Annotated in this window: 9 protein-coding genes; all 9 read left to right on the top strand. The window is 42.3% G+C overall.

Features of this window, described 5'->3' with window-relative positions; all coding sequences use genetic code 11:
• Positions 1 to 212, top strand: a 212-nt coding sequence (locus tag I6N95_RS17020; RefSeq protein ID WP_209530157.1) for a transposase, incomplete at its 5' end; no start/stop codon positions are given.
• 294 nt (positions 213 to 506) lie between these two features.
• A complete protein-coding gene (locus I6N95_RS17015; protein WP_209530155.1) occupies positions 507 to 1373 on the top strand; it encodes a metallophosphoesterase family protein in 867 nt (288 codons plus the stop codon).
• 29 nt (positions 1374 to 1402) lie between these two features.
• Positions 1403 to 4240: a glycoside hydrolase family 2 TIM barrel-domain containing protein gene (locus tag I6N95_RS17010; RefSeq protein WP_209530152.1), complete on the top strand. Its 2838-nt coding sequence runs from the start codon at positions 1403 to 1405 to the stop codon at positions 4238 to 4240.
• A 27-nt stretch (positions 4241 to 4267) separates the two neighbouring features.
• On the top strand, positions 4268 to 5923 hold the full coding sequence (locus I6N95_RS17005; protein ID WP_209530150.1) for a DUF4091 domain-containing protein: 1656 nt from the start codon (positions 4268 to 4270) through the stop codon (positions 5921 to 5923).
• A 102-nt stretch (positions 5924 to 6025) separates the two neighbouring features.
• The gene (locus tag I6N95_RS17000; protein WP_209530148.1) at positions 6026 to 7282 is read left to right on the top strand and encodes an ABC transporter substrate-binding protein; all 1257 of its coding nucleotides are present in this window, start codon (positions 6026 to 6028) and stop codon (positions 7280 to 7282) included.
• 92 nt (positions 7283 to 7374) lie between these two features.
• Positions 7375 to 8286 carry a carbohydrate ABC transporter permease gene (locus I6N95_RS16995; RefSeq protein ID WP_209530146.1) on the top strand — a complete coding sequence of 304 codons (912 nt, stop codon included), beginning with the start codon at positions 7375 to 7377 and terminating at the stop codon, positions 8284 to 8286.
• The gene (locus I6N95_RS16990) at positions 8286 to 9110 is read left to right on the top strand and encodes a carbohydrate ABC transporter permease (protein ID WP_209530145.1); all 825 of its coding nucleotides are present in this window, start codon (positions 8286 to 8288) and stop codon (positions 9108 to 9110) included. The genes I6N95_RS16995 and I6N95_RS16990 overlap by 1 nt, the downstream gene beginning before the upstream one ends.
• Before the next feature lie 19 nt (positions 9111 to 9129).
• Entirely contained in the window at positions 9130 to 9735 is a 606-nt protein-coding gene (locus I6N95_RS16985; protein WP_209530143.1) for a YesL family protein, read from the top strand.
• A gap of 112 nt (positions 9736 to 9847) precedes the next feature.
• Positions 9848 to 12973: an alpha-mannosidase gene (locus I6N95_RS16980; protein WP_209530141.1), complete on the top strand. Its 3126-nt coding sequence runs from the start codon at positions 9848 to 9850 to the stop codon at positions 12971 to 12973.
• The last annotated feature ends 22 nt before the right edge of the window (positions 12974 to 12995 follow it).

Raw genomic sequence — 12995 nt, 5'->3', positions numbered from 1 at the left:
TACATCAAGAACAAATTGAGTTTGAAAATACAGAAGAATTCAAAGAATTAGCTAAAAATCGCTATATGATTGAAGCGAAAAATAGTGAGATAAAAAACCGGCATGGATACGCGACCAGTCAAAGTGATGGTCTATTTGGCATGACCGTTCAGGCAGCCACGACGTTGTTTGTAACGAATTTAAAAAGAATCATGACCCTGATGAATGAATAAAAGAGAATAAAATAAGGGTCCAATCCCAAAATCAGAGATTGGACCCTTATTATTTTATCTCTAAAGATAAAAACGAAAGAAACCTATTCGTTTTTCAGCAGCCTCTAAGAAGGGTTGTCTTTTTTTTATCGGTATGTTAGACACGAGTAGGTCTTTGGGGGATCAAATTGACTATATAATCTTTTGACATAACGGACTTGGCAAAAATTGTCACTGGGGGAATTGTCTTTCTTTTGCCATTTTGGTAACGTTATAGTATGTACAATTAGGTCAAATAGTAGAGGAGTATGTTGAATGATTTATGGAACAGACAGTCTCAAAATTTTACAATTAACTGATATTCATTTGGGAGCCACGCCCTTTAATGAGGAGGATCAGAAAAGTTTGCGCAAAATTGAAGAAAGCTTGGTCTTGGAGCAGCCGGATTTAATTTGTTTGACAGGTGATCAAATCTGGTCAGAAGGAGTGACACAGCCAGAGAAAGCTTATTATGCCTTAATCGAGGTATTAAATAGGTTTGATATTCCGGTTGTTGTTACGTATGGGAATCATGATTCAGAGGAGGGGATCACGCGCCAGGAATTAAGAGCGATGGAGCTGAGGATCAAAAATTTAGCGGAAAAACAGTTTGTTTTTATCGACCCCCGAGATCGTGAGGCTTTTACGGTTGAATTGTTTAAGGGAGAAGTGTTGACCAATGTGCTGTATGTTTTTGACACAGGGGCGATGGCTCCCATGGACTTTGACAGTTACGATTGGGTATCAGCGGAACAAATTGATTGGTATGAAAAAACTTTCAGTCAGTATCGTCAGAAATACGGGGTGACACGAGATCTTGCGTTTATGCATATTCCCTTACCTGAATATGAACAGGCCGCTGAGCAGATCGTTGACGGCTATTTTTGGGAACAAAATCCGCGAATTGCAGCGCCTAAGCTAAACACGGGCTTATTTTCGAGGTTGGTCTTTAATCAGCATGTGACTCATATTTTTTGTGGCCATGATCACGATAATAACTTTGAAGGCGCTTTTTTGGGGATTAAGTGTGTTTATGGAAATGTCTCCGGTTACAATTGTTATGGTGTTTTACCACGAGGTTATCGCTTAATCTCAGTGGCTAAAGATCGCATTGAGACAGAGCTTAAGCAATATCAGAGGTAGAAGTTAAGTCGAAAAGGAGTGTCGCTGACATGAGAGAACGGAATATGCCGTTGAGAAGTCGTTTTAATTATTATCAAAATTTGGCTAGTGCCTTAGCTTATAATGAGGAGCAGTCTGACTACTACACAACACTAGCTGGGGAGTGGCAGTTTTTATTCTTAAAGAGCCCCCAAGATACCCCGGATGCGTTTATTCAAGGGGCCTACAACTCACTTGAATGGGACAAGATTCAGGTGCCAAGTCAGCTGGAATTTGCCGGCTATGGTCAGCCGATTTATGCCAATATTGATTATCCTTTTCCTGTAGATCCGCCTTATGTGCCATATGAGAATCCCACAGGGCTTTACTATCGTAAATTTTCTTATAATAAACAACTAGACCAGCAAATACTGCGATTTGATGGTGTTGAATCGACGTTTGAGGTTTGGCTCAATCAGCAGTATCTTGGCAAAGGTCAAGGCAGTCGTTTAATGACCGAATTTGACATTTCTGAGATGTTAAAAGAAGGAGAAAATGAATTAGCCGTTAGAGTGAGTAAATGGTCGGTTGGTAGTTATTTAGAGGACCAAGATATGTGGTGGTTGTCGGGAATCATGAGAGATGTCAGCATAGTGGAAGAAGGAGAGATTAATGATTTAAAGATTACCCCTTTTTCAAAAGGTGATAACTGGTTTATCGATGTGGCGATGTCAGTTGAAACGGCCGCTTCTTTTAAAAGTCATCTCTATTTTCAGGGAGAAAGAGTCTCACAGTACAAGTTAGGCCCTCAGGCGGCGATTGAAGTGGTGGATCCTTTATTGTGGAATCAAGAAACCCCTAACTTATATTGTCTAGTGATTGAGTTAAATCAAGAGTTATTTATTCCGATCAGATTTGGCTTAAGGGAGATTCAAATGATCGATCAGCTGATGTGTTTAAATGGCTTGCCGATTTTGTTTAATGGTGTTAATCGCCACGAATTTCATCCAAAGAAGGGCCGCTGTTTATCACGAGCCGATATTTGGGCAGAGCTGTGCCAAATTAAGCGTTATCACATCAATGCGATTAGAACGGCTCACTACCCTAATACGCCTTACTTCTATGATGTCTGCGATGAGCTAGGCTTATTGGTAATCGACGAATGTGACATTGAGACCCATGGTTTTCCAGAAGAAACGACGCCAGCTAAAGATCCCTTTTGGCAATCGGAATTTATTGCTAGAGGACTGCGAATGGTTCATCGGGATTATAATCATCCGTCAATCGTCATATGGTCTTTAGGGAATGAAAGTCATTTTGGTGAAAATTTTGTGGCTATGGCAGCGGCAATACGCAAGCTGGATAGCTCGCGCTTACTGCATTACGAGGGAGATCGCCACTGTCAAGTAACCGATATGTACAGCACGATGTACTCCTCTTTGGCTGAGCTGGAAAAACGAGCCAGTCAAAAAATAACCAAAAAACCGCATATTTTATGTGAGTACGCTCATGCCATGGGCAATGGCCCGGGAAATTTACAGGATTATCAAGAGTTGTTTAATTTATACGACAGCCTTCAGGGTGGCTTTATTTGGGAATGGAAAGATCATGGAATTTACAACGAAGAGCAACAAAACTATTTGTATGGGGGCTGCTTTAACGAAAGTGTTCACGATGGTGACTTTGTCTTAGATGGCTTAGTTTTACCTGATGGCACGCCATCGCCAGGGCTATTGGAATATCGCCAAGTGATACAACCGGTGTCCTTTCATTATAATCAAGGACAGTTGTTAATCCGGAATAAGTATGATCATCAGCCACTAAAAGATCTGCGAGTAAAGATTGAGGTAGTGACTCAACAAGGGGTGGTTTTGACTGAAGAACAGCCCCTTTCGCTTATCGAACCAGGAGGTTACAGTCAGGTTATGGCCATCGATTGCCCAAATGTAGTGACTGGCTACTTGACGGTCTCCCTGATCGTCGAGCAAGGAACGGCGATTTTCCCGAAAGAGACAGTCTTTGCCCAAGACCAGTTTGCTTTTTCCAGCAGTCAACCTGTTAAGGATGAGCTGGAAGTAGTGGAGACCCGTCACGATTTGACCATATCTGGCTCGGCTTTTACCCTTAGTTTTAATAAAAATACTGGTAATTTGGCTAGTTTTGTTAAAGGGAACCGAGAATTACTGGCCTCTGAATTGGCCTTTTCCTTATCTAGAATGACGATTAGTAACGATGTTGAGGTGCAAAAGAGTTGGCATGATGACTATTTGGATGAGTTATATACCAGAAGCGAGTCTTTCGACTTTGTCGTAGATCGAGGCACTGTCATTCTTTTTGTCAATCAATCCATCTGCCCACCAGTCGCTTCTTGGGGTGTGAAGATTCGCATGGAAATTTGGGTTAACGATCAAGGCATCAGTTATCAAGTCCGTGGCTGGTTTGAAGGCGAGAAACCGGCAGAACTGCCAAGGATCGGTTGGGAACTGCCCTTATTAGAGCCAGTGACACAGATTGCATGGTTTGGTAAGGGGCCAGGGGAGTCTTATCCAGATAGTCAGCAGCATACGTTGATCGGCCATTACCGTCTCTCTGCTAAAGAATGGCGTTTCCCTTATATTATTCCTCAGGAAACAGGCAATCGTTCTGAAGTGAGTCAGAGTAAGCTAAGCTTGGATAACGGCCAAGAACTTTTGTTAAGTTCTGTCGGCAAATTTAATCTTAATGTGATTGATTTAGTTAAAGAGCAAAATCAGCGCTATCGACATCTTGAGGAAAAAGCGGTGGAAAACCGTGGCATCAGAATCGATCTGGCTGTTCGTGGATTAGGCAGTAACAGCTGTGGTCCAGTCCCTTTACCCAAAGATACGGTTTATAGTACGCCATTTACTGGTCAATTTACCATCGCTTAAGGGCGGGTAACGAAAGGAGAACTGAGGATGAAGTTAGTGTGTTTAAGTTCTTTTGAAAAAGTCTTTTACAGTGGGCCGACAAGTGAGATAGAAACGCTAGAGGGAACGGCTTTACTTGGCGAAAAATATGCCATTCAATTTGCTTTTCAAGGGGAAGAAGAGTATCGGTACCATTTAGCACTTTCTCAAGAAATAGAGGCAAAGGTCTTTGAAGTCAAGCAAATTCCTGCTAAAACGCCGATTAAGGAAGTTTATGATGAGCAGATTTTAACAGGTGTCCCTGGTTATTTTCCAGATCTGTTACAACCAGTTGACACTCAAGGGACCGTCTCTGGAACGGCTCTTCAATGGCATAGCCTATGGGTCGAGCTTTCTACAGAAAGGCCCTTAAAGTCCGCGGAGGTCGACGTTTGTTTAACTTTGGTAAGTGATGAAGAAGAGATGAGCGCTACGTTTACTTTGGGGATTATTCCGACAAGCTTGCCCCAGCAGACCCTGATTCACACCGAGTGGTTACACACGGATTGTTTGGCTGCTTATTATGAGTTGGAGGTTTTTGAGGAACGTTACTGGCAGTTGGTGGAGGCCTACATTACTTTCGGTGTTGAGCACGGTCAAAACATGGTGTTAACCCCTCTTTTTACGCCGCCCTTGGATATGCCAGTTGGCGGTGAACGACCGACGGTTCAATTGGTTGGGGTGACCTATCAGGATGGGCGCTATGCTTTTGATTTTCAGCTTTTGGACAGGTGGTCGGCGATTTGTCGTCAGGCAGGGGTTAAATACTTGGAATTTTCCCATCTTTATACTCAGTGGGGGGCGGCTGCCGCCCCTAAAATAATCGGGAAACGCCAAGGGGAATCGGGTTTGCTGTTTGGTTGGCAGACGTCTTCGACGGGGGAAGCGTATCAGGACTTTCTGGCCCAATTAATCCCGGAATTGTTGCAATGGGTTGAGGACAATGGCTGGCAAGAGGCTGTTTATTTTCATCTTTCAGATGAACCGGCTAAGGAGCATTTGGCCACTTATCGCCAGCTCAGTGAGCAGCTTAAAAAGCAATTAAGGGGCGCATCTGTTATCGATGCTCTTTCAAACTATGCTTTTTATCAAGAGGGTTTAGTGGACATTCCGGTAGTGGCTACCGATCATCTGGAACCGTTTATCGCCCACCAAGCGACCCCTTTATGGGCATACTACTGCAACGCGCAGAAAATGGCCGTATCCAATCGTTTTTTTGATATGCCATCGGCTCGCAATCGGATCATCGGCTATCAACTTTTTCAATATGGCATTAGTGGTTTCTTGCATTGGGGCTACAATTTTTGGTACTCCCAGTACTCCCGTCAGTTGATTAATCCTTTTGAAGTGACGGATGCCGCAGGGGCCTTTCCCTCAGGGGATGCCTTCTTGGTTTATCCGGGAGCGGAAGGGCCCTTGCCCTCTCTGCGACTTAAAGTGTTTCACTATGCCTTACAGGATCAGCGAGCTCTAGCTAAATTGGCTGCTTTGACCAGTTTGACAGAGGTTCAAGCTTGGTTAAGTCAAGAGGCTGGCCAGTTGACCTTTGCCAATTATCCAACAGAGGCTCGCTGGCAATTGCTGACCAGAGAGAAAATCAATGGGCAAATCAGCCGTTGGATTAAGGAGAAAGCCGAGTGCCACTTGGAAAGAGTGCCAGAATAGGTTTTTTTTGACAGGGACGTGACAAAAAATGTTATTAAGGATGTTGGAAGCGGATACTTATTTTGTTAATCTATAGATAATTCATTGAAAGGGAGTTTTGATATGAAAAAAAGTTTAAAAGTTTGTCTAGGCCTAGGATTAAGCGTCGGGCTTTTAGGAGGATTAGCAGCTTGTGGGAAAAGTGAGGATGAGGCTAGCGGTGGAAAAGTAAAACTAGCAATTAATTTTTATACAGGTGCCATTAGTGAGGAGAGCATAAAAGCGGCAAAAGAAAAGTTTCCTGACTATGAACTGGATTTTAAAACTCTACCTGCAGATGAAAATTTTGATAAAAAACTAAAAACCAGTTTAAATTCAAAATCTGCCCCAGATATTACGGCAATTAATGATAATATAGAAGAATTTTTACCTTATGCAGATAAATTTGTAAATTTACTGGATTATGGTGCTGAAGATGTGGCCTCAGAGTATGTGAGTTGGAAGTGGGAAAGTGGCTTGACAGCAGATAAATCTCAGTTGATTGCCATGCCGTTAGACATCGGCCCAACAGCCTTGATCTATCATGTTGAGACCTTTGAAAAAGCTGGCTTGCCAACGGATCCCGACAAAGTGGCTGAACAGATTAAAACAGATGAAGATTATATGGCTGCGGCTAAAGCGATTAAGGAAAAAACAGGTAAAGCGGCTTGGATGGCAGGCGATGATTTGCTGGCAACTCAGTTGCGGAAAGCCACGAAAAGTCAGTATAACGAAGAAGGCGAGTTAACCCTTGGAGATGGCGAAACCAGAAAAGCCTGGGATTATGTCGTTGAAGCGGTTGAAAGCGGTTATACCTTAGGAGTGACGGGAAATTCAGTCGACAGCATGGTCGCCCTTTCTGATGCGATGTATACGGCTCATATTGCTGCTTCTTGGGGTGTGACGGACATGAAAGATGATTATGACAAACGGATCGATAAATGGCGAGTTACCACTGCCCCTGGCAATCCCTCTAACTACGGCGGTTCATTTTTAGCAGTCATCGGCACCACTAGCCATCCAAAAGAAGCAGCTGAGGTGGTTAAATATTTAACCAATAAAGACAGTCAAACAGCTAACTTGAAAGAGCTGAGCTTATTCCCAGCTAATCAAGAAGTCTACGACGAAGAGGTGATGGTTAATGAGGATGAATTTTTTGGTGGACAAGAAATCAATCAATATTTTATTGATGCAGCGGAACATATTGGATATGTCTACAAAGACAAACGGAATAAAGCCGCTAATGACTGTTTCACTGAACAGATGACCCTTGTGGAATACCAAGGAAAAGACCCAGAAAAAGCCTGGGAAGATGCTGTGGCAAAGGCTGAAAAACTTTAAAGACGAAGAGGTGGAATTAATTAGTGAGTCAGCTATTTAATTCCATCTTAATTATGACAGACGATTAAGCAGAATGGAAAAGAGGAAAGGATATGGATCCAGAAAGTTCTAGAACAAAAAGACAACGCCTCATGGAGAGAGTTACCCCTTATGTATTTGTCTCACCTTTTTATATTTTATTTCTAATCTTTGGCTTGTTTCCAGTGGTATTTTCCGGAATACTGGCTTTCTCTAAATGGGATGGAATCGGCAAAAGAGAATTTGTGGGAATGGAAAACTTTCAACGGTTAGTTCAGGATACGGAATTTTGGGGAGCTGTTTGGAACACCTTGGTCATTTGGGTATTAAGTACCATTCCCATGTTGGTAATGGCCTTATTATTAGCGTTTACGATCAACCTGAAGTTTATTAAACACAAGGAAATGCTGAAAGCCTTGTATTTTGTGCCGAATGTGACGTCAGTTGTGGCGGTTACTATTTTATTTGGTCTAGCATTTTCAAGTCAAACAGGTTTGGTTAACAGTGTCCTTGAAATGATGGGCAGAGAATCAGTTAATTGGATTCGTGACCCATTTTGGGTAAAGGTGGTAATAGCCTTTGTCGGAACGTGGCAGTATTTGGGCTATAATATGATTATTTATTACACTGGCTTGCAAAAAATTCCCAAGGACTATTATGAAGCGGCCATCATTGATGGGGCGACAACTTTTCAGTTGTTCCGCTTAATCACGATCCCGTTGTTAAAACCGATTATCTTATTTACGGTGATGATGTCTACTATCGGTGGCTTACAAGTCTTTGCTGAAGCACAAATTTTAGTGCCGAGTAATCCAACGGCAGAGGGTGGCGCTTTGACCATCGTCTATTATTTGTATCAGACCGCTTTCGGTCAAAATGTCTATGGCTATGGTGCGGCAATTGCCTGGGGCTTAGTCATTATTATCTTGTTATTGTCACTATTAAACTGGTACTTAACGACTTATCGAATTAAGGGGGAGAAGTAATGAATAATAAAGTGTCAGTCTGGCTCGTTAGAATTGTCATTTTTATTGGCGTCATTTTTTCACTCTTTCCCTTTTATTGGATGATTGTGATGGCTTCTCAAGATACGTCGGCAATCTATGCGGTGCCACCGAAGTTAACTTTTGGTCCTAATTTAATCGCCCATATTAAGACGGTGTTTGAGCAGACCACCTTTTTTAGATCCTTTGGTAACAGTATGTTTGTCGCAACGACGACGATGATTCTCATTTTATTTTTTGATTCATTGGCAGGTTTCGCGTTTGCGAAGCTCAAGTTTAAAGGAAAGAATTTCTTATTTGTCTTCCTGTTAGGGACGATGATGATTCCCGGTCAATTAAATATTATTCCCCAGTTTTTAATGATGGATAAAATTGGCTGGATTGGCAGTTATAAAGCCTTGATCATTCCATCGATGGCCAACGCCTTTGGGATTTTTTGGATCAAGCAGTACGCGGAAGATGCTATTCCTGATAGTATCATTGAATCCGCACGAATGGACGGTTGTAGCACCTTTAGGGTTTATTGGAATATCGCCTTGCCTATTTTAAAACCGGCCATGGCATTTTTGGCAATCTACTCCTTTATGGGCTCGTGGAATGATTATATGTGGCCCTTAATCGTGCTAAACGACGAAAGTAAATACACCTTGATGTTGGCATTAACTCAATTACAAGGCCTTTATTATACGGATTATTCCTTGGTTATTACAGGTTCACTACTTGCCACATTACCACTACTAGTTGTCTTTGCATTCTTTAGTAAACAAATGATGGCAGGCTTAACAGCAGGGGCCGTTAAAGAGTAAAGAGAGGGGGGAATTGCTGATGAAACAGTGGTTCAATCATTTTTTAGGACAAATCATGAGTGTTGTTATTTTGAGTGCCATCTTGATTATCGGCAGTTTACCAATTGTTACGTTATTTCCAACGATTGTTTCTTTGGTGGGTGCGACCTATTTCTATCATTTGACAGCCGAATGGGTTTCTCCTTTAGGAGCATTCCGTCATTTTTTTAAAACCTATTTTCTCAAAAGCCTTGCTTGCCAACTTCTGTGGATGGCAGTGATGGCGATTGGTGGTTTAAATCTTTCTTTGGCGACGAATCTGCCTCAGTCCATGAAGATCACCGTCAGTGTCTTGTCCGTCTTTTTTATGGGATTAAGCAGTGTGACCATGGGAAATCTGCTTTTTTCACTGATACTTAATCCCCAGGAGAAAATCGGCGAGCAATTGCGTAAGTCATTGCTTTTGGTCATGATAAAATTACCCCAAACTTTTTTGTTGATTTTAAGTGTTGTGGCTGGAGGCGTTGCCATCTCACTGGTTCCTCAAGGGATGATCATCGTCATCGGTCTCGTCTTTTGGGCCTATCTGACAATTGAAAAAAGTGTTTGGCGGGAATTTCTGGTTTTGGCCTCGCAGAATCAGTGACAACTGATTGTCACACTACCGTTTCTCGATGGGGAATACCTGGTTTATAACGGTATGACCGTCGAGAATTTTTTGTTAAGTAACACAATTTAGCAAGACAAAGGAGATAGCAATGGATTTCACAAAAAATTTTTGGACGATTGAAAAATTAACCAGTCGCATTAATGAGGTTGGCACAAAGCGCTATCAAAGGGTTTTTAGTATTTCCCGCTTTTTGAGTGCCGATGATCCTTTAGGAGAGAATGGTCGTCATCCTGATGAAGTTGATTTTAGCGATGAGCTGCCCATTCAGTCAATTTGGCAAGGTCTTGATAAATATCTCTGGCTTAAAGCCACCATTGAGTTGCCCGTTGCTGAAAAGGGGCAACGAGTCGTTGGGCTATTTGATTTTGGTGTGACAGAAGGGGGCAATAATGCGGGTTTTGAAGGTCTCGCCTTTCTTAACAATCAAGTTCTTCAAGGGATTGATACCAATCATCAAGAAGTCATCTTTACCAAAGAACAAGAGAATCAGCGCCATGAACTGGCGTTTCGTCTGTGGTCAGGCTTGCCAGGGGACTCGGCTAAAAAGGAAATGCTGCACCAACTGAAACAAAGTGATATTTGTTTCTTAGATGAGAAAATCGACGCTTTTTATTATCAGTCGTTGGCGATTTTACAAATCATTCAAACCTATGACGATAATCGTTATGAGCGGATTAAGCTAACACAATTATTAAATCAAACCTATTTAAAAATAGCGTGGAATTCTCGAGATCACCAGCAAGAAAGACAGTCGATCTATGAAGCGGCAGATTACTTAACCGCTGAAGTGGCTAAACTAAGGCAAACAAATGAGATTACCATTTCGGCCTTTGGCCATGCTCATGTGGATGTGGCTTGGCTTTGGCGTTTGAAACACACCCGGGAAAAAATTGCTCGCACCTTTTCAAGTGTCTTAAAGTTGATGACGGAGTATGACGACTATACGTTTTTACAGTCGATGCCTCAGTTGTATGACTACCTTAAACAAGACTATCCTGATCTTTACCAAAAAATCAAGGAGCAAGTTAAGGCTGGCAAGTGGGAAGTCGAAGGGGGCATGTGGGTCGAAGCGGATTGTAATATCCCTTCTGGCGAATCCCTCGTTCGCCAATTATTAATGGGGCAAGCCTTTTATCAAGAGGAGTTTGCTTATCAATCCAAAACACTGTGGCTGCCAGATGTCTTTGGCTATTCATGGGCGCTACCGCAGATTTTGAAACTGTCGAACATTGAGACCTTTATGACAACTAAACTGGGTTGGAATGAATACAATAGCTTACCAACAGATACCTTTACTTGGCGAGGGATTGATGGCAGTGAGATCTTGACCCATATTATTACTACCCCTGACGATATTGATCAGCCGGGCTTTACTTATAATAGTCAAATGACAGCTGAAGCCATTGTCGGGACTTGGAATAATTACCATGAAAAAGGTCTTAACCAAGATTTGTTGTTTGCCTATGGTTATGGCGATGGCGGCGGTGGGCCTAATCGGGAAATGTTGGAAATGAAATCCGCTTTGGACAGTGTCGGTAATTTTCCCACGATCCAATCAACCTCAATTCGTGATTATTTTTCCAATTTGAAACAACGGTTTGCCGCGACACAAGAGTATCAGCATGTCTGGAATGGCGAATTGTACTTTGAGTTTCATCGTGGCACTTATACTAGCCAAGGGGCAAATAAGAAATTTAATCGTCAGTTCGAACTGGCTTTTAGAACCAATGAAATGTTAAACGTTTTAGCCTCGTTGACAAAGGGGCGGACGATTCCCCAAGTCAGGTTTAATGATATGTGGAAAATCTTATTGAGAAACCAATTCCACGATATTATTCCTGGTTCATCCATTAAAGAAGTTTATGAAGACAGCCTGTTAGAATATGAACAATTGGGCCAAGAAATGACTCAAGTGGCGGATGAGCTCTTTACGGAGCTAGCCCTTAGTCAAGAGGAGCAGTTGACCGTCTTTAATGCCAGTCAGTGGAGTAGCCCACAATTAGTCAAGGCCGTGGCTCCGAAAGGGACAGCTTTCTATCAAGAGGGTAAAAAATTAACCGCCCAACGGATTAATGACACGACCTATTTAGTGGCTTTAGCAACGTTAACGCCTCTAGCTTATACTACGATTACTGCCAAAAGTGACGAGGAACAAAGGCTTGAAACCAAGTCGGTCTCGCCAGAAGCCCTCGTCCTTGACACGGATTATTACCAAGTCACATTTAATAGCCAAGGCAACATCAAGGCGTTGTATGACAAGGAGCAGGAGCGTTTTGTTAACAAAGACGGGGAACGGCTGAATGTTTTACAAGTCTTTACGGACAAGCCGATTCAATTTGATGCTTGGAATATCGATTCCTTTTATCAAGAAAAACACGATGAAATCACGGACTTGGTTGCCGTCAACGTAACGGAAGGGGACATCAGAACGACGGTGAGTCTGAGTTGGACTTTTGGTGGTTCAAAGGTCGATCAACAGATTCATTTTTATCAACAGTCAAAACGGATCGATTTTGAAACGGTCTTAGATTGGCAAGAACCGAGTAAACTGTTAAAAGTCGCGTTTCCGGTTGACCTGCATGCGACAGAAGCCAGATATGATATTCAATATGGCAATGTGAAACGGCCTAATCATTGGAATACTAGTTGGGATTTTGCAAAATTTGAAACGGTGGCTCATCAGTGGGTCGACATGTCGGAACGGAATTACGGCGTGGCGCTGTTAAATGATTGCAAGTATGGCCATGATATTAAAGACAATATCATCCGCTTAACCCTTGTCAAAAGCGCGGAATACCCAGATGCTACTCAGGATATTGGCAACCATCAATTTACTTATAGTTTACTGCCTCATCAAGGTGATTTTATTGAAGGGCAAGTTGTCGAGGAAGCGTGGCATCTCAATAATCCGTTGGAATTTAGCGTGGGAAAAGCACGAAATGAGGGATCTCTGATTATTTTGGAGACGGATCACGTGATGATCGATGCCTTAAAAGTCGCAGAAGATGGCAAAGGATACATCTTGCGGCTCCATGAATACGGTGGGATGACCGATCGTATTTCGTTAAGGAGTGAGTTTACCATAAAAGAGGCTGTTACCAATAACCTGATGGAAGAACTGCTGCCAGACGAAGATCTGACCTTAGCCGATAATGGCATAAGCTTTAAATTAAAACCTTACGAAATTAAAACCATTAGATTGGATTTTGCTTAAAACTATGGAATAAACGAGGAAA

Origin of the sequence: Vagococcus allomyrinae (genome assembly GCF_017829975.1) — a bacterium.
GTDB lineage: Bacteria > Bacillota > Bacilli > Lactobacillales > Vagococcaceae > Vagococcus_D > Vagococcus_D allomyrinae.
The sequence above is the reverse complement of the archived record's forward strand: the minus strand, read 5'-3'. Positions and strand labels throughout refer to the sequence as shown.